At 58.0% G+C, this 22,308-nt stretch carries 17 protein-coding genes; 13 read left to right on the top strand and 4 right to left on the bottom strand.

All coding sequences use genetic code 11. The annotated features are described in order from the left end of the window. Nucleotides 1-15: 15 nt before the first annotated feature. Both AC6GQJ_RS14480 and AC6GQJ_RS14475 read right to left on the bottom strand, forming a co-directional pair. Nucleotides 16-693, bottom strand: a complete 678-nt coding sequence (locus AC6GQJ_RS14480; RefSeq protein WP_500769470.1) for a DUF1028 domain-containing protein — start codon at nt 691-693, stop codon at nt 16-18. Continuing rightward, nucleotides 690-1,625, bottom strand: coding sequence for an N-carbamoyl-D-amino-acid hydrolase (locus AC6GQJ_RS14475; RefSeq protein ID WP_500769468.1), 936 nt, complete (start codon nt 1,623-1,625; stop codon nt 690-692). Before AC6GQJ_RS14475 ends, AC6GQJ_RS14480 begins: the two co-directional genes overlap by 4 nt. Nucleotides 1,626-1,723: 98 nt before the next feature. On the opposite strand from AC6GQJ_RS14475, the gene AC6GQJ_RS14470 reads away from it, so the two are divergent. The 13 genes from AC6GQJ_RS14470 to AC6GQJ_RS14410 all read left to right on the top strand — a co-directional run bounded on the left by AC6GQJ_RS14470 (nt 1,724) and on the right by AC6GQJ_RS14410 (nt 18,780). Next, on the top strand, nt 1,724-2,650 hold the full coding sequence (locus AC6GQJ_RS14470) for a LysR family transcriptional regulator (RefSeq protein ID WP_500769466.1): 927 nt from the start codon (nt 1,724-1,726) through the stop codon (nt 2,648-2,650). Nucleotides 2,651-2,744: 94 nt separating this feature from the next. Further along, nucleotides 2,745-3,815, top strand: a complete 1,071-nt coding sequence (locus AC6GQJ_RS14465) for an ABC transporter ATP-binding protein (RefSeq protein WP_500769463.1) — start codon at nt 2,745-2,747, stop codon at nt 3,813-3,815. 104 nt (nt 3,816-3,919) lie between these two features. Beyond that, nucleotides 3,920-5,047 carry an extracellular solute-binding protein gene (locus tag AC6GQJ_RS14460; protein WP_500769461.1) on the top strand — a complete coding sequence of 376 codons (1,128 nt, stop codon included), beginning with the start codon at nt 3,920-3,922 and terminating at the stop codon, nt 5,045-5,047. A 12-nt stretch (nt 5,048-5,059) separates the two neighbouring features. Beyond that, entirely contained in the window at nt 5,060-5,902 is an 843-nt protein-coding gene (locus tag AC6GQJ_RS14455; protein ID WP_500769459.1) for an ABC transporter permease, read from the top strand. Beyond that, complete coding sequence (locus AC6GQJ_RS14450; protein WP_500769457.1) at nt 5,902-6,699, top strand: ABC transporter permease; 798 nt, start codon at nt 5,902-5,904, stop codon at nt 6,697-6,699. Before AC6GQJ_RS14455 ends, AC6GQJ_RS14450 begins: the two co-directional genes overlap by 1 nt. Before the next feature lie 12 nt (nt 6,700-6,711). Next, nucleotides 6,712-7,485, top strand: coding sequence for a DUF1028 domain-containing protein (locus tag AC6GQJ_RS14445; RefSeq protein WP_500769455.1), 774 nt, complete (start codon nt 6,712-6,714; stop codon nt 7,483-7,485). A 2-nt stretch (nt 7,486-7,487) separates the two neighbouring features. Next, nucleotides 7,488-8,942, top strand: a complete 1,455-nt coding sequence (hydA, locus tag AC6GQJ_RS14440; RefSeq protein WP_500769453.1) for a dihydropyrimidinase — start codon at nt 7,488-7,490, stop codon at nt 8,940-8,942. Continuing rightward, nucleotides 8,942-9,574, top strand: coding sequence for an aspartate/glutamate racemase family protein (locus tag AC6GQJ_RS14435; protein ID WP_500769451.1), 633 nt, complete (start codon nt 8,942-8,944; stop codon nt 9,572-9,574). Before hydA ends, AC6GQJ_RS14435 begins: the two co-directional genes overlap by 1 nt. A 118-nt stretch (nt 9,575-9,692) precedes the next feature. After that, nucleotides 9,693-11,126: an amidohydrolase family protein gene (locus tag AC6GQJ_RS14430; protein ID WP_500769449.1), complete on the top strand. Its 1,434-nt coding sequence runs from the start codon at nt 9,693-9,695 to the stop codon at nt 11,124-11,126. A 1,064-nt stretch (nt 11,127-12,190) separates the two neighbouring features. Next, entirely contained in the window at nt 12,191-13,729 is a 1,539-nt protein-coding gene (locus AC6GQJ_RS14425; protein WP_500769447.1) for a type I restriction-modification system subunit M, read from the top strand. Further along, nucleotides 13,726-14,853: a restriction endonuclease subunit S gene (locus AC6GQJ_RS14420; RefSeq protein ID WP_500769445.1), complete on the top strand. Its 1,128-nt coding sequence runs from the start codon at nt 13,726-13,728 to the stop codon at nt 14,851-14,853. The genes AC6GQJ_RS14425 and AC6GQJ_RS14420 overlap by 4 nt, the downstream gene beginning before the upstream one ends. 1 nt (nt 14,854) lies before the next feature. After that, nucleotides 14,855-15,361 carry a hypothetical protein gene (locus tag AC6GQJ_RS14415; protein ID WP_500769444.1) on the top strand — a complete coding sequence of 169 codons (507 nt, stop codon included), beginning with the start codon at nt 14,855-14,857 and terminating at the stop codon, nt 15,359-15,361. A gap of 23 nt (nt 15,362-15,384) precedes the next feature. Further along, nucleotides 15,385-18,780, top strand: a complete 3,396-nt coding sequence (locus AC6GQJ_RS14410; protein WP_500769442.1) for a DEAD/DEAH box helicase family protein — start codon at nt 15,385-15,387, stop codon at nt 18,778-18,780. A 43-nt stretch (nt 18,781-18,823) separates the two neighbouring features. On the opposite strand, the gene AC6GQJ_RS14405 is transcribed toward AC6GQJ_RS14410, so the two are convergent. Both AC6GQJ_RS14405 and AC6GQJ_RS14400 read right to left on the bottom strand, forming a co-directional pair. Further along, the gene (locus tag AC6GQJ_RS14405; protein WP_500769440.1) at nt 18,824-20,050 is read right to left on the bottom strand and encodes a recombinase family protein; all 1,227 of its coding nucleotides are present in this window, start codon (nt 20,048-20,050) and stop codon (nt 18,824-18,826) included. Between the two features lie 839 nt (nt 20,051-20,889). Continuing rightward, nucleotides 20,890-22,047: a hypothetical protein gene (locus AC6GQJ_RS14400; RefSeq protein WP_500769438.1), complete on the bottom strand. Its 1,158-nt coding sequence runs from the start codon at nt 22,045-22,047 to the stop codon at nt 20,890-20,892. Between the last annotated feature and the right edge of the window lie 261 nt (nt 22,048-22,308).

Here is a 22,308-nt window from a genome sequence, read left to right as displayed (position 1 = left end):
GGGGTCGGTACCGGTTCAGGTGGGGGCGGCCCCCTCGATCAATGAGGAAGAGGGTGCGCTGTCCGGATCGATTGCGCGCAATCTGTAAGCCTCGGATTTCGGGGCCCAGTCGGCGTAAAGGGCGGCCAGATCTTGCAGGGGCGTTTTGGAATCGTCGATGCGCAGGTCCGTGTCTTTCAACTCGTCCGGCCCCATGACGACAAGGAAGGCGGATTGCAAAGGATCGCGTTCACTGCCTGCTTCTTCGCCCACAAGCATCCCTGCCATTAGCCGCTGTTCCAGCGTTCCGGTCGCACCTTCAAAGCCGCGCACCATCGCTGGCAGCACATCGGCACTGCCAAGGAAGTTGCCGATGGCAAGACAGTCGGTTCCGGTCAGACCGCCGGTGTGATCAAGGCACGACTCACCGGTATGGTGCAGCCCGTCGCCCTGCATGGTCAGAACACCCAATTGACGCCAGTGCGGCGCATGGGCCGCATCGCGCATTGCATCCAGAACCGCCACCGCATCACCGCCATCTTCAAAGGCGCGTAACCCGATACGGTGCAGCCGTGGATCTGTGCGGGCTTGGGAGAAGACCACGCAACCGGGCAGCACGGCACCAACCCGCGCACCAACGGCGACGGAGGAAGTGGCGACGGCAAAGCCAATGCGGTCGGTCTCTATGCAGCGTCCGGCAAGGGAGTAGGTCATTCTGCAATCTCCACACCGGTCTGTGACGTGATCGGGCCGTAATGTTCGATCCGGCGATGTTTTGCGAAGTTGAAGACCGACCGGCGGATATATTCGCCAAGCTCAAGGTCGCAGTTATACGAGATGACTTCATCCTCTTCCGTCACCGCGCGGGACACGGTTTCACCGGTCGGCGCAACGATGGCGGAGCCGCCAATCATGGTAAATCCGTCCTCGGAGCCGCATTTTCCCGCCGCCATCACCCAAGCGCCGTTCTGGTAGGCGGCGGATTCGAGGCTGAGACGGTGGTGATGTTCGCGCAGATGCGCCGGTTCGTTGTGGTGGATGTTACGGGTCGGCGTGTTGTAACCCAGCATGAACACCTCGGCACCGGCGAGGGCCATAACGCGGAACGTTTCGGGCCAGCGGCGGTCGTTGCAGATGCACATACCGATCCGACCGACATCGGACTTGAACACCGGAAAGCCCAGATCGCCGACCTCGAAATAGCGTTTTTCGAGGTGTTCGAATTCCGGATCCCCAATCGGATCTTTCGTGCCAGGCAGGTGGATCTTGCGATATTTGCCAAGCAACTCGCCCTGTGGCGACACCAATACCGAGGTGTTGAACCGGTGCACCGCACCACCTTCGGTCACTTTCTCGGCGTAGCCCAGATAGAAACCGACGCCGAGCTTTTTGGCCTCGTCAAACAGCGGTGCCATCGCGGGGGACGGGAAACCTTCTTCGTAGAAACGGTCGTATTCGGCGGGGTCGTCATAGACATAACGCGGAAAAAAGGTCGTGAGGGCAAGCTCGGGGAAAGTGACCCAGCGGGATCCGCGGCCATGCGCTTCGCGCAGCATGTCGATCAGGCGAGCCACGGTGGCTTCCTTCGTGTCGCTTAGGTGGACGGGCCCCATCTGGGCCACGGCGAATACGGTTTTACGGCTCATTGCCTGCTCCTTCGAAATCTTGAACTCGACGGTAGACAGGGGGTGAATTATCTGGAAATAAAAAAACACGGGCAAAGTATAATATAAGGTTATTCACAATGATCAGATTGCGACAACTCGAAGTGCTGTGTGCGGTGATTGATTTGGGCACCACATCAGGTGCCGCCGAAGTGCTGTCCGTGAGTCAGCCCGCCGTGTCGAACATGATCCGGCACATCGAAGATCTGGTCGGGTTTTCCCTGTTCAAACGGGAAAAGGGCCGCCTGACGCCAACACCCGAAGCCCTTCACATCGCGCAAGAGGCGCAGCACCTGTTCTCGCAACAAAAGCGCGTGGACAGAATCATCAACCAATTGAAGGGCGGCACTGTCGGCCAATTGAACGTGATCGCGACGCCATCCATCGGATATGTCCTACTGCCACGGCTGATCACGGAATTCACGCGAACGCGGCCAAGGGTGCAACTGTCGATCGAGCTGGGGAGCGTTGACGACATAATACAACAACTGATCAGCGGTCGCGCCGACCTCGGCTTTTCAATCACCCTGCCCCGTCACACCGCGCTTAGTATTCGTCCCATGGCGTCGGGTAATATGGTCTGCGCGATGCCGGATACGCACGAACTCGCCTCATCCCGGCGAATCAACGTGTTGGATCTGAACCACGTGCGGCACATCTCGTACAGCTCCAGCACGCCGCTGGGGCAAATGGTTGACGAGGTTTACAGGAAGAACGGGATCGAACGCCGTTACTTCTGCGAAGTCCGCCACACATCGACGGCACTTGAGATGGCGGCAGCGGGGGCTGGCGTCGCGCTGGTCGACAACTTTGCACTGCTTGGCGTGGCGCGACGCGGCATTGCGGTGCGCGAAATCGAGCCGGAAATGAAGGTCAGCCTGCACGGCGTTACCTCGAACCTGTTCCCGACGCCCCACGTCGCGATGCAGTTTCAGGAATTCGTACGCGGCGCATTAAATGATCCAGACGCACTTCGCGCGTGGGGAATAACTACAGATTATTCCTGAAGCCGTTTATTTTATTTCAAATTGTTGACCACCGCTGCTCTTTTTGTGACATGCCGGAGCCATCAGCTCCGCAACGACATTAGAAGGCAGCAGCATGAACGACCCAATCCTCTCCGTCTGCGAGGCCATCAAGACCTACGGCGATTTCCGCGCACTGGATGCCGTGGATCTGCACATCAAGGAAGGTGAGTTCCTGACGCTGCTCGGCCCGTCCGGTTCGGGCAAGACGACGCTTTTGTCGGCGATTGCGGGGTTCACCGCCCTCGACAGCGGCCATGTCCATGCACGCGGCACGGACATCACCCGCCTGCCGCCGGAAAAACGCGACTTTGCCATGGTGTTCCAGGGCTATGCGCTGTTCCCGACGATGACAGTGGCCGAGAATGTCGGCTATCCGCTGCGCGTCCGTAAATGGGGCAAACAGGAAACCCGCGACAGGGTGCGCGAGTGCCTTGATCTTGTGCAGATGCGCCAGTTCGCCGACCGTATGCCAAACCAGCTTTCTGGCGGGCAGCAGCAGCGGATCGCGCTTGCGCGGGCATTGTCATTCAAGCCTGACGTATTGCTTCTGGATGAACCGCTGTCCGCGCTCGACAAGAAACTGCGCGCTGACTTGCAGTGGGAACTGAAGGCCCTGCACGAACGTCTTGGCGTCACATTTGTCTATGTGACCCACGATCAGGACGAGGCGCTGTCCATGTCCGACCGGATTGTCATCCTCAAGGACGGCGCGATCCAGCAAGAGGGCTCACCGACCGAACTTTACGACCGGCCCCGCACGCGCTTTGTCGCGAACTTCCTTGGTAAATCCAACTGTATCGAAGTTGAGATCACCGGTCACGAAGGGGATCAGGCCATCGCCCAAGCTGCGGGCCACCGCTTCCCCATCATGGGCGGCGACGCTGTTGCGACAACCGGCAAGGCATGCGTTGCGCTGCGTCCGGAACGCATTCGTCTGGGCCTGCCTGGCGAAGAACCGTTCAAAGGCCGCGTGCGGCAAATCAGTTATCTGGGCGAGCGGTGTCAGGTCCTCGTGGACCACGAGCAATTGGGTGAAATCATGGTTTCGCAATCGACATGGCACGCGGATGTGCGCCCCGAACCGCGAATGGACGTCAGCTTTGGCTGGGATGCCGAAGCCTGCGTGCCGCTTATCGACGCCTGATCCGGCGTTATCAAAAATCCCCCGCCGCGCCGTATCCTCAACGGCAAAGCGGGGAAAAAGGGCCCCGAGTTCAAGGCAAGCCCCCCCCAACAAGGAGACATCTCTTGGATACTTCAGACCATAACTACCAGTCCGATCTCGCAGAGATCGCGGCAGAGAAATACAAGGCCGGCACCCTGTCGCGTCGCGGGTTCCTGACCGCCATGGGCGCGCTTGGCCTTGTGCCACTGCTGGGTAACCGCGCGCTTGCGCAGGCCAGCGAACTGGTCGTATGCAACTGGGGCGGCGCGGCCTCTGACATTCTGCGCGACCTGCTCGGGAAAGCGTTCGAAGAAGAAACCGGCATTCCCGTCCGTGTCGACGGGGCTGGCCCCAGTGCGGGCAAAGTGCGCGCTATGGTCGAAAGTGGTGCCGTGGTCTGGGACGTGTGCGACAGTGGTGCGGGATCTGCCATCGTGATGAACGGTGCCGGAGTTATCCAAGACATCGACTACTCTATCGTCGACAAAAGCAAAGTGCTTGAAGGCACCGCCCTGCCCTTTGCGGTAGGCAACTACGTCTTTTCTTACGCCCTAGCCCACAACCCGACCATGCTGCCAGATGGCGGCCCGCAAACTTGGGCAGATGTGTGGAACGTCAAGGACTTCCCCGGCATGCGAACCTTCCGCAAGTCCGTGCGTGGGCAACTTGAAGGCGCCGCGCAAGCCATGGGTATCGCCAAGGAAGACGTCTACGAGTTTCTGGATGATGAAGGTATCAAAGCCGCCATCGCCAAGTTCCGCGAATTGCGCGACAACATCATTGTTTGGGGATCGGGTTCGGACAGCCAAAACCTGTTCCTTCAGGGCGAAGTTGCCATGGGCAACATTTATTCGACCCGTGGCTTTCTGCTGAAAGACCAGATGGAGCCGGGCACGTTCAAAATGACATACGATGGGGCGCTGTTGCAGCCGGGCATGTGGGTCGTTCCCAAGAACAACCCCGCAGGCACAGAGACCGCGATGAACTTCATTGCCAAAGCGCAGGATCCGCAGCTTCAGGCGGATTGGTTTGTGGCGATCGGTAACGGTCCGATCAACCCCGCCGCAGCACCGCTTGTACCTGCCGAACTGGCTGAATGGAATCCGAACACACCCGAAAACGTGGCCAAGCAGGTGATCTACAATGACGAGTGGTACGGCAAGAACCAAGTGTCTGCCGAAGAACTCTACATTGACGCCCTGATCGGGTGATCTGAGCCTAGGATGCCCCAAGTGAATGAAAAACTGCGCTATTGGATGCTGGTTCTGCCAGCTCTGGCCGTGATGATCTTCTTCTACATCTGGCCGGTGCTCAACATTTGGGGCATCTCTGTTACCGAACCCTCCGTAGGGCTTGGCAACTATACCAAGATGTTCGATTCAAACGCGGTACGGGTCAGTTTCAAGCTGACCTTCCGCATCGCGGCGCTGACCACATTGTTCTGCCTGCTTCTGGGCTATGTGCTGGCCTACACAATCTCGAATTTCGCAACGCGGGTCAGGCCGCTGATGCTGGGGCTGGTGCTGCTGCCCTTCTGGGTGTCGGTGCTGATCCGGTCCTTTGCGTGGATCGTGCTGCTGGGTCGATCAGGTCTGGTGAACGACGCGCTGATGCATACGGGCCTGATCGGCACCCCGATCCGGTTCATGCACAACGAAACCGGCGTGCTGATCGCGATGGTGCACGTGATGCTGCCCTTTGCCGTGCTGCCGATGCTGACCAATATGCGCGGCATCCCCGACAGCTATATGAAGGCGGCGCGCGGACTAGGGGCCAGCGAATGGCGCGCCTTCCGCGAGGTCTATTTCCCCCAAACCCTGCCCGGTGTCTTTTCGGGCGGTCTGCTGGTCTTTGTCCTGTCGCTTGGTTTCTACATCACACCGGCGCTGCTGGGCGGTGGGCGCGTGATGATGATCTCGGAATACATCACCTACCAGATTCAGGAATTCCTTAACTGGGGGCTTGGTGCCGCGCTTTCTGTCGCGCTGCTGGTCGCTACTGCCATTGTCCTTCTTGTCGCGGCGCGTTTCGTGAACCTGCGCAAGACATTCTTGGAGCGTAACTGATGACACGGTCCCCCTTGCGCATCTTCTTTGTCACAGGAAGCTGGACGGTCCTCGCCTTCCTTGTCCTGCCGATCCTCGTGGTCATTCCGGTCTCGCTGACCGACACGAGCTTTATCGGACTGCCGAAAGAGCATTTGTCGCTTCAGCATTTCGAGACCTTCCTGAACTCGCCCGAATGGCTGCACGCCACTTGGACCAGCATCTGGATCGGGGCCATCGTGGCGGCGGCGTCTACCGCGTTGGGCACGGCGTTCTGCATCGGCTGTTGGTTCCTGTCGGACCGTGCCGCGATGATTGCGCGGTGGGTGATGATCGTGCCGATCCTTGTGCCGCCGGTTGTTCAGTCGCTGGGCTTTTACAAGTTCTGGGTCAAACTGGGGCTGATCGATACGCATTTCGGCGTGATCCTCGCCCATACCCTTCTGGCGCTGCCTTATGTGACAATCTCAGTATTTGCGGCGCTGACCAACCTTGACCGGCGCATTCCGCAGGCCGCCCGCAATCTTGGCGCCCCTCTGGGCATGGCGATCCGCACAGTGATCCTGCCATCGATCCGGCCCGGCATGATCACGGGCGCGATTTTTGCCTTCATCGTCAGCTTTGACGAAATTGTCGGGGTGCTGTTCCTGACGGTGCGGCGCGTCGAAACACTGCCCAAGATGATCTGGGAGGGCATTCAGGAATCTGTCGATCCGGTGATTGCCGCCGTTGCGACGATCCTTGTTTTCATCACCCTGCTGGTCACGGCGACCACTGTGGCCCGATCCTACACCGCCACAAAACCCCCAGCGTCCTGAGAGGAACCAGCCATGACCTTTTCCATCATCGGGCATTGCGACCGTACCGGCGCGTTTGGCGCCGCCATCACCACCTCGGACCTTGCCGTGGGCAGCCGTTGCGTGCGCCTAGCCCATGGCCGTGGCGCGTTTCTGTCACAGCACCGCACCGACAGCCGTCTGGGGGATCTGGGCATCTCGTTGCTGCGCGAAGGTACCTCCGCCGACGACACGATCACCCAAGTTGTGGCCAGCAGCCCCGATATCGAATGGCGCCAACTTGGCGCGCTGGACGGGCGGGGCCAAAGCTCGGTCTTTCATGGCCGCCGCATGTATTCCATCTATACGCATACGGCAGGCAAGAACTGCCTCGCCTTGGGCAATATCCTTGATAACGAACGGGTCACTGCGGCGATGGCCGCGGCGTTCCTTGCAGATGCTGAACTGACACTTGCGGAAAAACTGTTGAACGCTCTCGAAGCGGGGCAAGCCGCAGGTGGCGAAGTGGCGGGGTCTTTGCGGTCTGCCGCGCTTCAGGTCACGGGCGATCATGGCATTCCAAGTTGCGATTTGCGCATCGACATGTCCGAAGGTCGCGCAGTTGAAGACCTGCGTGCCCTGTTCGAAGCATATAAGGGACGCGAGGCAGCGTTGCGGGCGATTGCCCTTTCGCCCGACGCAGTGCCCGTGCAATCGACATTGTTCGAGACCAGCATCAATCGCATCGCGGAACTGGGCCTCGACGCGCGCTTTCCCACGGCGTCGCACAGGGATAGCTGGACCGTCGCCGGCGAAGAAAGGAAATGAACATGCACTTCGACACAGTGATCCACGGGGGCCTGATCGCGACCGCCGACTATACCGCCAAGGGCGACATCGGCATCAAGGATGGCCGCATCGCCGCTATGGCCGAAACCCTGTCGGGCGGCGACCGTCGCATCGACGCGGGCGGGCGCATTGTCATGCCCGGCGGGATCGAGGCACACGCCCATATCGCGCAGGAAAGCTCCTCTGGCATCATGTCCGCCGATGACTACCTGTCGGGGTCAATCTCGGCAGCTTATGGTGGCAATTCTTCGTTCATCCCCTTTGCCGCCCAGCAGCGTGGCCAGTCCGTTGATGATGTAATCGCCACCTATGACGCGCGCGCAGCATGTTCGGTGATCGACTATTCCTACCACCTGATCATCTCTGATCCGCAGCCGAAGGTGCTTGAGGACGAACTGCCCCGCGCTTTCGCCCGTGGCATCACCTCGTTCAAGGTTTTCATGACCTATGACCTGATGAACCTTGGCGATGGCGGTATGCTCGACATCCTCGCCGTTGCGCGCGAACACGGTGCCATCACCATGGTCCACGCCGAAAACAACGACATGGTCAAATGGATGAACCGTCGGCTGGCAGACAAAGGGCTAACCGCGCCGAAATATCACGCCATCTCGCGCCCCGAACTGGCTGAGGAAGAGGCGATCAATCGCGCCATCCAACTGGCCAAACTGGTCGATGCCCCGCTGTTCATTGTGCATGTGTCGACCGCAGGCGGTGCCGAGATCGTGCGCCGTGAAAAGTTCAACGGTGCCAAACTCTTTGCCGAGACATGCCCGCAATATCTTGCGCTGACCCGCGATGATCTTGATCGTCCCGGCATGGAAGGGGCGAAATATGTCTGCTCTCCGCCGCTGCGGGACGGCGCGACACAGGACGCGCTGTGGCACCATATCGCGCAGGGCACTTTTGAAAGCGTCAGTTCGGATCACGCGCCCTACCGCTTTGATGAAACGGGCAAGTTCCTGAACGGGCGGGATATTCCCTACCCCAAAATCGCCAACGGCATGCCCGGCATTGCAACGCGCCTACCTTACCTGTTCTCCGAAGGGGTGGTGAAGGGCCGCATCACGCTTGAGCAGTTCGTGGCGCTGTCGTCCACCAACGCCGCCAAGACCTTCGGCTGCGACACCAAGGGCCGGATCGCACCGGGCATGGACGCCGACATCGCCATCTGGAACCCCGAGGCGCGCGTTACTGTCACCGCCGCCGACCAGCATGACAACATGGATTACACCCCGCTTGAAGGCAGGGAACTGACGGGCAAACCGGAAATCGTCATGAACCGTGGCGCGGTGATTGTCGAACACGGGGAGTTGAAGGCAAAAGAAGGTCAGGGCCGCTTTGTCGCGCGCCAGCCTGTCGATCTGCGCGGGAAATCCGGCTTTACCGCCAAGGAATTTGACCCCGCCCACAACTTCGGCGCGGACCTGCGCTGATGCGGGTACTTGTGATCAACCCCAATTCATCGGTCGCCGTGACCGACGGGATCGCCGAGGCGCTGTTGCCGCTGGGCCCGCATTTCGAGGTCGTGCGTCAAGAGGACGGCCCCGAAACGATCCGTACCGACGATCATGTGGCCGAAGCCGCCGAACCCTTGGCGGCCCGCATCGCGGACGCCCAGGCCGATGGCTATATCATCGCCTGCTTCTCCGATCCCGGTCTGGACCTTGCGCGGACGCGGGTCAGCCAGCCGGTAGTTGGCGCGCAAGAGGCCGCCGTGCTTGAGGCATGCGCGCAAGCGGACCGCTTTGGCATCATCGCCCTCTCCGAACGCGCCATTCCGCGACACCTCAAACGGATCGAGGCGTTGGGCTGCGCCGACCGACTGGTGGCGGAACTGCCACTGCTGGATGTCTCGGCCGCGGATTCCGGTCGCGACCCCGAGGTCTATCGCCATCTGCGCACCATTGGCGAAACGCTGCGGGATCGCGGCGCGGGGGCGGTTGTTCTTGGCTGTGCAGGCATGGCCCAAATCGCCGCGCAACTGCAATCCGACCTTGGCATTCCGGTGATTGACCCCGTCGCGGCGGCAGGTCGGTTGGTACTGGCAAGGATTGGCTCCGCATGACTTTCCGGGGCTACCCTGTCGTGGTCGCCCTGCCCTGTTCCATGTCAGCGCATCGCGTCGACGCGTCCTGATGTCCCGCCGCCCTCCCGCATCCGGCACCACCGTGAAAGGCCCTGAAGTGACACATTCCCAGATTTCGCCCCTGCCCGAAACCGACGACAAGACCACTGCAATTTTTGGCACATATGTGCTGGCCGACGGCCCTGCGGGCCAAGAGGTTCTGCGCGACAAATGGGTGATCCTTGAAGGCGACCGGATCGCCGCAATCTCGGACAGCCGCCCCGCGCAGGCCGACCATGTCATCGACCGCCCTGGACGCTTTGTACTGCCTGGCCTGATGAACCTGCACAACCACTGCTTTAGCGAGGCAATTGCCCGCAGCCATGCCGAAGACGGGGTCAGCAAGCGCAACGACCAAAGCATCGTTTATACCGTGCTGCTGCCCCTCTCCAAAACCGGCTTGGACATCCTGTCGGCAGAAGAGCGTATGGCAATTGCGCGCATGGGCATCGTGCAGCTTTTGTTGGGCGGCGCGACCTCTGTGATGGAGCCGTTCCGCAACAACCTGCCCGAAATGTTCGACGCGGCCGCGGAACTGGGCCTGCGTTTCTGGGGCGCGCCCTACCTCTTTTCCGCGTCCAACCCGCGCGCTGGCACCGAAGGCGGCGTCGCCTATGACACCGCCTCGACAGACGGGAACGATAACGCGGTCGATCTTGCCACTTGGAACGCGCTTTATGACCAATGGCACGGACGCGAGAATGGCCGCATCAGCCTTGCCATGAGCCCCCATGCGACCGACACCTGTGATCCGGACCTGTTGCGCGCCGCCACAGCGCGTGCCCGCGACCTTGGTGTCCCAATCACCACCCATATCGCCCAAAGCGAAGGCGAGGTCACCACGATCACCAAACGCTGGGATGGCCGTACCCCCGCCGAATATCTCGACTGGCTCGGCGTGCTGGGGCCCGACCTTCTGGCCGCGCATTGCGTCTATAGCAGCGAAAGCGACCTTGCCTTGATGAAAGCCCGCGATGTGACGGTGGTGAACTGCCCACGGGTCTTTGCCCGTACTGGCAAGACGGCATCCTTCGGCCGGTTCGAAGCCGCAGGTCTGCGCACGCTGGTGGGCACAGACGGCTACAACCTCGACCTGCTGGGCGAAATCAACGCCGCCGGCATCGTGTCAAAAGTCACCAGCGGCGACGCACGCAGCGCCACGGCACCTGCCCTGCTGAACGCGATCACCGGCGCAGGCTCGGTCGCCGTGAACCGCCCCGACCTGGGCCGGATCGTAGCGGGCGCCAAAGCCGACCTGACACTCGTCGACATGACGCATCCCCACCTCCAACCACACTACGACCCACGCCGCGCGCTTGTGTCATTGGCAAACAGGGCGAACGTGGACACAGTCATCGTGGACGGTCGGGTTCTGGTCAGCGACGCCAGCCTCGCCAACGCCGACGCGGGCGCTGTGACCGAAGCCGGCGCCGCCGCGATCCGCAAAATCTGGGACCAACCGGAAGCGCGAGAGGCCTTTGCTTCGGCCTAGAAGTGAGAGCTGGCTGTCTGGCTGGGCGATCGAAAGACTGAAGAATCTAGCGGGCTGCGAAGTAAAATTTCGCGGCCTTTTTATGTGCCTTTACTAGAATGCTACGCTTTGGAAGGGCTTAAGCGTTGCGGCGGACGTGTGCGCAAACGCAGCAACTACAAGGCAACGGCGAGTTAGGCGAACTTTGGGCGCTGCGGAAAGATGCCTAAGCTACGCAAGCGCCGATATTCCCTGAAAGATAGAACCACGATGCTGCACCACTGTATTGTCGTGGTGGAAAGATCGAGCGCGCCGGACTTTTCAGGTTTTACTTAGAACACGAGCAGGGCACGGCATCATGATATGCCACGTCTGACACTGACGCGGCTTCCAAGAGAAACCAAGTGCCATCAGAATGTTGCGATTTAAAGTGGTGCCCGGGGGCGGGAGACACTTTTCACTTAAAAACAATAGGGTAATCTAGAGTGGGACACTTGTGCGCTCCACTGCTTTACTAAGCTTTTCGTAAAAACTGTCCCACCAAAACGCCAAACAACCAAAGGTGCTATTGCAAGGATTGGCCTTGGCGATCTTGAGCACGGGCTGGCGCTTCATTCTCGACGAGGAGCGAGTGGGTCACGCCGAGCTTTGATCGCTTCTGTCGACCAGTCATGTGCATCCTTGGCTACCGGCCTGACGATGTGGACACTGGGAGTGCCATCCTGACCGTTCCGGCGACTATCGGAATGCCCTGCAGGCCCCGACCGCGGCCAGCATCTATGTCAGAAGGAACCCTGCCCTGCGGCTCCACGCAGCGGCCTGCTTGCTATCGCTGCTCCTATTCGGGCCTCCCTGCAGATGCGAACCTGAGCGTTACCAATGAACCCGCTAGAGGCCGGCCCGCTTAAAAGCTATTGCTCGACGAGACCAACGAACGGACCAGTCCGGACCAACTGCGTGCATTCCCGAACATAGACGCCATGTTGCCCCCCCCCCAGAGCCTATGCCTGAGTGTTCGGCTGGGCACTGGAATGTTGTAGCATTTGCGCCCCTTGCATATGCTCCCAGAAAAACAAAGGTTCAAAATGCTCACAGGCACCATCCGCACGCAAATCGACCAAATCTGGAACGCTTTCTGGTCCGGCGGCGTCTCCAATCCGCTCTCCGTCATCGAACAACTCACCTTTCTGCTCTTCATCAAGCGGTTGGACGAGATCCACACCCGTGAAGAAAGCAAGGCCGAGATGCTGGGCACGACTATGGAACGCCGCATCTTCCCCGAAGGGCAGGATGACAAAAGCGAACCCTACGACAACCTGCGCTGGTCCCGTTTCAAGAACTTCGAAGCGCGTGAGATGATGCGCATCGTGGATGAACACGTCTTCCCCTTTCTGCGCCAGATGGGGGAGGAAGGCTCATCCTACGGCACACATATGAAAGACGCGCGGTTGGGCTACTCCAACCCCAACCTGCTGGCCAAAGTCGTGCAGATGCTCGACGACATCCCGATGGAGGACCGCGATACCAAGGGCGATGTCTTTGAATACATGCTGGGCAAGATCGCCAGCGCGGGGCAGAACGGCCAGTTCCGCACGCCGCGTCATATCATCAACCTGATGGTCAACCTCATGGCGCCGACCCCGCAGGACACCATCTGCGACCCTGCCGTGGGCACCTGCGGCTTCCTGGTGGCGGCGGGCGAATACCTGCGCGACCATCACCCCAAGATGCTCCGCGATCCCGAACAGCGCGACCACTTCCACAACTCCATGTTCCACGGCTTTGACTTTGACAGCACCATGCTTCGGATCGGCGCGATGAACATGACCCTGCACGGCGTGGACAACCCCGACATCGCCTACCGTGATAGTTTGGCTGAAGAACACGGCGCCGATGAAGGGCGCTACTCCCTGATCCTCGCCAACCCGCCTTTTGCCGGATCGCTGGATTATGACACCACGTCCAAAGACCTGCTGAAGATCGTCAAAACCAAAAAGACCGAGCTGCTGTTCATGGCGCTGTTCCTGCGCCTGATGCGCACGGGTGGGCGCGCGGCGGTGGTGGTGCCTGATGGCGTGCTGTTCGGCTCCTCCAAGGCGCACAAGGACATCCGCAAGATGCTGGTCGAGGATCACAAGCTGGATGCGATTATCAAAATGCCCTCGGGCGTGTTCCGCCCCTATGCCGGTGTGTCCTGCGCCATCGTGGTGTTCACCAAGACGGGCGTGGGCGGCACCGAGGATGTGTGGTTCTATGACATGACCGCCGACGGGATGAGCCTTGATGACAAGCGCACGCCGCTGTTGGAGGACGCCAAGCTTGGCCCCGTGCCGGAGGTGGCATTGACCGAGGACGAGCACGCCAAGAACAACCTGCCCGATATTCTGACCCGCTGGCAGGCGCTGGCGCATGAGGCCGACCGCCCCCGCACCGCGCAAAGCTTCATCGTGCCAGCGGCTGAGATCATTGCCACCGGATCATGGGATTTGAGCCTCAACCGCTACAAAGAGATCGAGCATGAGGAGGTCGAGCACCAATCCCCCACCGAGATCATCGCAGAACTGCGCGCGCTGGAGGCGGAGATTGCCGAGGGGCTGGACCGGTTGGAGGGGATGTTGGGATGAGTTGGCCCCAAGTGAATTTGGGCGATGTTTGCGAGATAAATGTTGGCCGGACTCCGCCTCGTAAGGAAGAGCGGTTTTGGAAGAATGGACTCCACCCATGGGCCTCAATTTCTGATCTCGGGAAACAACGCGAATTACATGACACAAAGGAGAGTTTTTCTGAAACCGCACTAAAAGAGTGCAAGATGAGAGAAGTGCAAGCGGGCACCGTTCTATTCAGCTTCAAGTTATCAATTGGCAAAGTTGGGATTGCGAAACGTAACCTTTTTACTAATGAGGCAATTGCGGCACTCCCACCCAAAAAAGAAGACCAGTTATACGCTCCGTTCCTCGCCTATGCTCTTGAGGCAATAGATTTCAGCGACGTTGGGTCGCATGCTGTCATGGGGCGCACACTGAATAAGAAATCTCTTGAAACGCTCAAAATCCCCCTCCCGCCGCTGGATGAGCAGAAGCGGATTGCCGGGATATTGGGTCAAGCGGACGCGCTCCGCCGCCTCCGCACCCGCGCCCTCGACAAACTCAACACCCTCGGACAGGCGATCTTTCATGAAATGTTTGGAAGTATAAAGGGTAGAAAAGAAGAAACTTCCAATACTCAACAAACCAAAAGCCCCGGTTGGTCGCGCTGCAAACTGGGGGATCAAATAAAGCTACAACGAGGTTATGACATTGTAAAAAAAGAAGTGCGCAATGGTGAAGTGCCTGTAATCTCGTCAGGAGGAATTTCTTACTACCACGACACCGCTGGAGCATCAGGACCGGGTGTAATCCTCGGCCGAAAAGGATCAGTAGGAAAAGTTCACTATTCTGAAGGTGATTATTGGCCTCATGACACAACTCTTTTTGTTAAAGAGTTCAATGAAAACTTACCTATCTTCATTTTTTTCCTACTCCGTCAATTCTCTCTAAACGAATACGAGGCAAGTGCGGCAAACCCAAGCCTGAATAGAAATAACTTACATCCTCTTTTGGTAAACTGGCCACCGGTCAGAATGCAATTACAATTTAGCAGCCGTATAGATGCAATAAAGAATGAATTTCCATTTTTTGACGAAGGTCTATCAAAGGCCGAGACCCTCTTCTCCTCACTCCAACACCGCGCCTTTCGCGGGGAGCTCTGACATGCCTGCCGCGCTCCACCGCCTCACCCTTCCGGGGGCAATGCTGCAACGGGGGTTCTGGCTTTATGTCTGGCGCATCGCCGCGCCAAACGGGGCGCTGCATTATGTTGGCCGCACGGGCGACAACTCCAGCCCCCATGCCGCCGCGCCCTTTACGCGGATGGGCCAGCACCTTGGCACATCTGCCAATTCAAACGCCCTGCGCCGCAACCTGATCGCCCATGGCGTCACCCCAGAAGACTGCACCAGCTTCGACCTGATCGCCCACGGCCCGATCTACCCGCAGGTCGATCATGACGGCAGCGACCGCGCCACCTTGATGGAACGCCACAAACCGTTTCGCGATCAAGTCGGCGCAATGGAAATGCTGCTATGTGACGGATTGAAAGACGCAGGGTATGACGTGCTGAACACCGTCAACTGCAAATGGGTTCTTTCACCCGAGGGTAAAGAAAAGTGGGAAGAGGCAAAACAAGCCTTTCGCAAAGATTTTCCCGCATTAAGGTAATGCCATTCGAATAGGTTATCTTTATGTCCCAATTTTCTTTTCTAGCCGCCGATTTCCCCGACCTGAAACAGCACGCTGAAAAGGCGGAAAAGCTGGCCCTTTCCGACCCACGCGGGGCATGTTTCCGTGCCCGGCTGGCACTAGAGACGGCGATGAAATGGCTTTACCGGAACGAGCCGGCCCTGCGACAACCTTACGGGCGCGAGTTGGCGGCATTGATTGCCGAGCCTACGTTCACAGCCCTCACGGGACCAGCCATTGTCAAGAAAGCCGAGTTCATCAAGAACCACGGCAACCGCGCGGCCCACGATGATCGCCGCCCCCCCTCCGCCCAAGACGCTGCTGCGACTGTGCGCGAGCTGTTCCACCTATGCTTCTGGATTGCACGGACCTATGCCCGCACCGCACGCCCCGACCCCAAGCTCACATTCGATCTGTCAAAACTGGAGAAGTCGCTGACCATAAGCGCCAGCACCGTCGCTCAGATCCAGAAGATCGAGGGCGAGGTCAAAGCAGAGCGCCAGCGCGCAGATGCCGCCGAAGCAGCACTCCGAACGACAGAAGAAGCACATAAGGCTGTCGAAGCTGAGCGCGACGCAGCTCGCGCCGAGATCGCTGGCATTCGTAGGGCCAACCAGAAGATCCCCGACGATCACGATTACTCCGAGGCCGCCACCCGCGACAGTTTCATCGATCAGTTGCTCACTGAAGCAGGCTGGCCGCTTGATCAGGAACGCGACCGCGAATTTCCTGTGCAGGGGATGCCCAACGGCACTGGCCAGGGTTTTGTCGATTATGTTCTCTGGGGGGATGACGGCAAGCCGCTCGGACTGGTTGAGGCCAAGCGTAGCCGCACGGACAGCCGAACCGGCCAGCAACAGGCCAAGCTCTATGCCGATTGTCTTGAGGCAAGGTTTGGGCGGCGTCCGGTGATGTTAACGACCAACGGATACGAACATTGGATCTGGGACGATGCGATGTATCCCGCGCGCCGCATCTCCGGCTTTCTCAAAAAGGACGAACTGCAACTGCTTCACCAGCGCAGGAGCAATTTGAAGAAGCTACGCGATGTGCCGCTAGACGAAGAGATCGCCGGGCGTTTCTACCAACAACGCGCCATCCGTCGCGTAGGCGAAGCTTTTGAGAGACACGTGCAACGCAAGGCTTTGCTTGTAATGGCAACAGGCAGCGGGAAGACACGCACGGTGATCGCTCTGGTCGACCAGCTGATGCGGGCCAACCGCGTCAAACGCGTGCTGTTCCTGGCGGACCGCATCGCGCTGGTTAAACAGGCGCATGGCGCTTTCAAGACGCATATGGGTGCAACCCCGAGCGCCAATTTGATCGAGCGGCATGACCCCAGGAAAAATGACCACTCCGGTGCTCGAGTGTATTTGTCCACCTATCCGACGATGATGGGCCTGATTGAGCAAATGAACGGCGGCGTAAGGCGGTTCGGACCTGGCCATTTCGATATGATCGTGATCGATGAGGCGCACCGATCAGTTTATCGCAAATATCGCGCGATCTTTGAGTATTTCGATTGCCTTCTGGTCGGGCTGACTGCGACGCCCCGCGATGAGATCGATAAAGACACCTACTCTCTCTTTGATCTCGAGAAAGGCGTGCCCACGGACTCCTATGACCTCGATGACGCGGTCAGCGACGGCTACTTGGTGCCTCCCAAGACGATCTCGGTTCCATTGAAGTTTCAACGCGAGGGGATCGATTACGACCAGCTCACCGATGATGAGAAAGAAGAATGGGACGCGATCGAGTGGGATGAGGACGGCACCGTCCCTGATCGGGTAGAGAGCGCCGAGCTGAATAAGTGGCTGTTCAATATAGACACTGTCGACAAGGTGCTGGAGCACCTGATGCGAAATGGGGTCAAGGTGGCTGGGGGGGATCGTTTGGGCAAGACGATCATCTTTGCGAAAAGCAGCAAGCATGCGCGCTTCATTGTCGACCGGTTCAACATCAACTACCCGCACTATAGGGGCCAGTTCGCCCAGTTGATCGACTACAGCGTTACCTACGCGCAATCCTTAATCGATGATTTTTCCGAGGCAGAAAAGACCCCTCACATAGCTGTATCAGTTGATATGCTCGATACGGGGATCGATGTGCCGGAAGTGGTCAATCTGGTTTTCTTTAAGATCGTCAGATCGAAAACGAAGTTTTGGCAAATGGTTGGGCGCGGCACTCGGCTGGCACCCGATCTGTTTGGGCCAGGCGAGGACAAGTCAGAGTTTATCATTTTTGATTTCTGCCAGAACTTAGAGTTCTTCAAAGAGAACCCCAACATGTCCGACGCGGCTGGCTCTCTCCCGATTGGTCAGCGGCTATTTGTGACACGGGTCGAACTGATCGAGGCGCTCTCCGGCGCGGAAACCTCCCACAAGGATCTAATCTCTGACACCAAAAAACGGCTGTTTGAGGAAGTCAGCGCGATGCCAATGGAGAACTTCATCGTGCGTTCCAAGCGGCGCAGTGTGGAGCGGTTCCAAAACTCGGATGAATGGGACGACCTTGACCTTGATGCGCGCTTGGCGCTCACCGATGACGTCGCGGGCCTGCCCTCCGCGTATGACGATGGCTCACTGCCAGCAAAGCAATTTGATCTCTTGATCTTCAATGCTCAGCTGCAGCTGCTCAAAAGGGCGGCGGGTTTCGCTAAACTGCAAAAACGGATTGAGCAATTTGCGTCCAATCTAGAGGCGCTTTCAAACGTCCCGATGGTCGCACACGAGCTCGAGCTGATCCTAGAGATACAGACTGAAATCTTTTGGGAAGACATCACAGTGGAAATGCTCGACACCGTGCGGCGCAAACTGCGTGGTCTGGCAGAGTTGATCCAACCTAAAGAACGTAAAGATATTATAACCAACTTCACCGATGAAATCGGAACGGGCGGCGTTCTCGATATGCCGGACATTGGAAGCGGCGTCGACAAGGCGAAGTTCAAGATGAAGGTGCGTCGCTTCCTAGAGCAGCAGCGCGATCACATCACCTTGCTGAAAGTAAAGCGAGGCGAGGCACTAACAAAACAGGATCTGTCCGAGTTGGAGCGTTTTCTAGTTGAGAATGGCGTTGCAGACGAAATCTCTCTCGATGGCCTATCAGAGGAAGGTGGCTTGGGCCGTTTTCTCCGATCCCTCACCGGGTTGGACCGTAGCGCCGCCAAGGATGCCTTTAGTTCGTTTGTTACACGCCACGATCTCACCGCCGACCAAACAGAGTTCTTAGACTTGGTCATAGACAGCCTGACCGAAAGTGGCATTGTAGAGCCTCAAGTCTTCTACGAGAGCCCCTACACGGACATTGACGACATGGGTATCGCTGGCGTGTTTGACCGCGTTCAGACACAGGAGATCATAAAGATCGTCCGGATGCTGAATGACGCTGTTGCGGCTTGATCAAGGTTCGTGCTCTCGGTTCCCGAGCTTGGCCGCATAAGGCTCACGGCCTCCAGACTGCGCGGTTCTCACCGAACCATTTTAGCAGACGGCCCAACATATCAGGCGACACCGTTGTTCCATTTCTTCGAGACTGCCAAAGCGAGGGGTCGAGTCGAGGCCTGCCAAGCTCGTCCATGACCATGCTTTCCGACAACCCGCGCGACGTCATAATCTTCCGCAATACGCCAATCTCGGTCCTATTTAGAGGACGCCGCTTAAGAGGAAGAGGATAATCTTCCGGGTTCAGACGACTACTGCCCGAAAGTTGAGTTGGTGCTGGGAGACTTGGATCCGTGGCGGCAGCACCCTCAGCGTCGGATAGGGAGAACTCCTCAAAGACGCTCGCGGGACGCGTATGCGCTTGTGATTCGTCGTGACCTAGGGGAGCAGCCACCCTCGCACCAGAGGAGCTATTTGAGGGGGCTCCGTCTATTTCAGGAGCATGATCGGGCAGCGAGGCATTCATTTCCTCCCCGGAACCAGTGATGGCTGAAGCGACATCCTCGTTGTCCAGATCTTCGTGCATCTGGATCTCTGCCAAGGCTGCGGCAAACGGTTTGCGCAAAGATCCTATCGTCCATGCCTTTTTTTCCTCATGCACTCCGCTAACCAGATTGAGAGCTCCGGAAGCGTTCAAGGCCTCTACCCTGCCCGGCCATGAAAGCGCCGTTATCGACGGATTTTTCCCAATGAAGTCGACAAGCTCCTGCACTTTGCGCTGACTGCGGAGCATGTTGTTGATGGCACCACTTCGTTGCGCCTCCTTGAGGTTTGTCGTGTTCCCAGGCTTTCGGCCTTTCTTGTTACTATTTCTGACCATTGCCCTAGAGATTCTTGCAGCATCTGCGCTTGCGGCCTCTGCTGCTTTGACCAACTTCCTCAACTTCCGGGGGCCTACCCTCCCCTCTTTCACCGAGATGATTTCGACGGCCGCGAGCTCTGGCAAGTTCAGATCCTTTACGCTACGTGACAAACGATCGACGCTCGTGATCAGGATGGGTAACCCTTCGGCCGTGGCACGCAACAATACCTCTCGAAAGCCCGGGCGCTTGGAGGAGTGCCGATTATAAGCCGACTGGGCGTCCTCGCATATTCCAATCAGATCCATGCTCTGCTCGTGCGCATAGTCTCTGAGGACTGCAGACTGGGCGTCCAAACTGATACCTTTCTGTTCCTGTTGTCTCGTAGAGACGCGGACGTAGCCAATGACCCGTCTTTTTTTCATCATGTTAGTCTGCTCTGACACCAGATCATGCCCTATGCTCGATATCGTCCATTTATTCTTAAACAGCAGTATGTTATCCGCAGGTTTTGGGTTGTTCATGACTAATTGAGGGAGATAGCCATGAACTGACCTTAGCTACGGGCAGACTCAGCACGATTAATGGTCAGTTTTTCTCGGCTTCAAGAACTAAGATAGGACAAAAATTCTGGTTGCAGCAAGCCATATCGCATCGCGTCAGCGGGCTTTTAGAGGCTCTGAGTAGCGAAGTGTTTCATTCGCCCGCGAGCTCCAGAATGTTCTACCTTAGTCGAGAGCATTCCTGTGTGCTCCAGACAACCTTGCGCTGGCGCGCCTACCTGCATCCGCGCTTAGCGACACTCCAGTAGAGCGCTGATGTGGCAGCCAAGCGTTGGCATCTGGCTCGCCAATTGACGTATATTGCTACGCTCCGGCCATATCCCGACAGGTATCGCTGATTGACTAGAATAGCGACAGAGCACTATCTCCAACATCAATCCCTGTTTCCGAGGGTAACAACAGGATCAGCTCACCATCATGCGGAGAGGAAGGATTGTGCGCCCAAACATGGTGGCGACTAGAGCCATCCCCATGCGGTCTGTCTGAGACTTCTAGGACTTCGATTGCATTTCACGCGCCCATCCACCCGAGCGTCCCTGGGAGTCGAGCCATTCCTCCGACTGAGGTAGCGCTCGAACGAATGGATGTTGGATAACCCTCGTATGGACCCAAGCTCCGATATGATACTTGGGGCCGTCGTATAGCGGAGTAATATCTCAGTAGATTCTCGCTGTAAGCGCGGCCAGGGGACACTTTCATTTGACTCAGCTATCGGCAATGCGAGGGCGCAACGCATTTACCAAGCGGTTTGCAGTCTCTGCCAGCCATTTCATTTGGTCGTCCTCGTTGGGCAACCCCGTCAAAGGCTCGTCAATTGCCACGGTTGGCTCCGAAATGTCATCTACTGCGTGGAAGCGAAGTCGCGGCATATCCACTTCCTGCCGGATCCCGCGCTTTTCGCCGATTAATTCAGCAATCACATCGGCATGCTTTTTGGGGATGAAGAAGCCAACCATATCACTGGTCCGATACGCTGTCATGCGCGTCTCCCCAGGTAACGGGATGCGGACCCAGTTGTTGCCCCCATGCGTGGGAATGGGTTGGTCGGGATGATCGAATGTCACTTCGTTAATGAACCGCTGCCAAAAAGCGCGATTGCCAGCTCTTCGGTTAACGCCGCTCGGGTCTACAACCGCATCCAGTTCATCCTCGTTGTCACGATGATCAATCTCGATCGGCATCCCATCAGACGTCATAAGAATGCGCTGGTGGTGCACTTCCGTCCTGAAGGGGATGCTCGGCACAACGAGCTTAGTGCCCGCATCGTCAGCCCAGATTTGAAACTCCACAAGTGCGAGCCTCGCGCCCTGATGCCGTAAGTGATCCGCGATGACTGACATATCCTCGCGGATCCCGTCCCCAGCGACAATGAGATCAAAATCTCCCGTGCGCAGGCTTTCTGCCACCCTATCGCTAAACATTGCTTCCCCGAGGCTACTCTCCTGTTTGACAAGGTCATAAATCGGATTGTCTCCTTCGAGACCATGTCGCGCCTTGAGCTGAGCCGTGAGGTCCGAATAGCTCCACCGCCGCAGCAATGCTGCATATTCCAGAATTTGCGCTACGACTTCCCGACGGGCTTGTGGGTTTCGCCACAACTTACATTCGATCAGGACGAGGCGCCCACGAGGTGTAACGCCGAGAATGTCCAAAAACACCCGCCCACCGGGTTTAGGCAGAGCGAGCTCGCGAACTAGGGGGAGCATAGTTCCTGCGCCAGGATCGATATCGTCAAGCGGAATAAGGCCCGGCTGCTCATAGAGAAGCGCCTGAAGCCAACTTTCGGCATGGCCAGACGACAACTCTGCCCGCTCAAGAAAACGCATGGGCCGATTGGCATCATCAAGTAACGCTGACTTCATAGTAACTTGGGTCCAATAGTGAGTTCATAATCTTAGCAATGACCGTGGTCTCGGTGATTGTTAGCCCATCTGCCAGTCCGTTCCGCGATCAGATCGGTCCACGCTACGAAATTGACGCCCTCAATGGCAAGCAACCACAAGAAGCCCAATAAGGAATGCGCCGGGTTGGTAGTTCGGATATCGATAGCCAGCGACTACTGGTGTGTCGGATCGGGTGAGAAAGTAAGACAGCCCCCTCCGCGTGGATTGGGACGGTGAGCA

It is taken from the genome of Tateyamaria sp. 7Alg 36 (genome assembly GCF_059882455.1).
This window is presented reverse-complemented; position numbering and strand designations above follow the sequence as displayed.

Excerpts from the sequence above, each read along its gene's own strand:
- AC6GQJ_RS14470 (WP_500769466.1), top strand. The coding sequence starts at position 1,724 with ATGATCAGATTGCGACAACTCGAAGTGCTGTGTGCGGTGATTGATTTG.
- hydA (WP_500769453.1), top strand. The coding sequence starts at position 7,488 with ATGCACTTCGACACAGTGATCCACGGGGGCCTGATCGCGACCGCCGAC.
- AC6GQJ_RS14475 (WP_500769468.1), bottom strand. The coding sequence starts at position 1,625 with ATGAGCCGTAAAACCGTATTCGCCGTGGCCCAGATGGGGCCCGTCCAC.
- AC6GQJ_RS14425 (WP_500769447.1), top strand. The coding sequence starts at position 12,191 with ATGCTCACAGGCACCATCCGCACGCAAATCGACCAAATCTGGAACGCT.
- AC6GQJ_RS14410 (WP_500769442.1), top strand. The coding sequence starts at position 15,385 with ATGTCCCAATTTTCTTTTCTAGCCGCCGATTTCCCCGACCTGAAACAG.
- AC6GQJ_RS14480 (WP_500769470.1), bottom strand. The coding sequence starts at position 693 with ATGACCTACTCCCTTGCCGGACGCTGCATAGAGACCGACCGCATTGGC.
- AC6GQJ_RS14465 (WP_500769463.1), top strand. The coding sequence starts at position 2,745 with ATGAACGACCCAATCCTCTCCGTCTGCGAGGCCATCAAGACCTACGGC.
- AC6GQJ_RS14435 (WP_500769451.1), top strand. The coding sequence starts at position 8,942 with ATGCGGGTACTTGTGATCAACCCCAATTCATCGGTCGCCGTGACCGAC.
- AC6GQJ_RS14445 (WP_500769455.1), top strand. The coding sequence starts at position 6,712 with ATGACCTTTTCCATCATCGGGCATTGCGACCGTACCGGCGCGTTTGGC.
- AC6GQJ_RS14405 (WP_500769440.1), bottom strand. The coding sequence starts at position 20,050 with ATGATGAAAAAAAGACGGGTCATTGGCTACGTCCGCGTCTCTACGAGA.
- AC6GQJ_RS14415 (WP_500769444.1), top strand. The coding sequence starts at position 14,855 with ATGCCTGCCGCGCTCCACCGCCTCACCCTTCCGGGGGCAATGCTGCAA.
- AC6GQJ_RS14455 (WP_500769459.1), top strand. The coding sequence starts at position 5,060 with ATGCCCCAAGTGAATGAAAAACTGCGCTATTGGATGCTGGTTCTGCCA.
- AC6GQJ_RS14450 (WP_500769457.1), top strand. The coding sequence starts at position 5,902 with ATGACACGGTCCCCCTTGCGCATCTTCTTTGTCACAGGAAGCTGGACG.
- AC6GQJ_RS14400 (WP_500769438.1), bottom strand. The coding sequence starts at position 22,047 with ATGAAGTCAGCGTTACTTGATGATGCCAATCGGCCCATGCGTTTTCTT.
- AC6GQJ_RS14420 (WP_500769445.1), top strand. The coding sequence starts at position 13,726 with ATGAGTTGGCCCCAAGTGAATTTGGGCGATGTTTGCGAGATAAATGTT.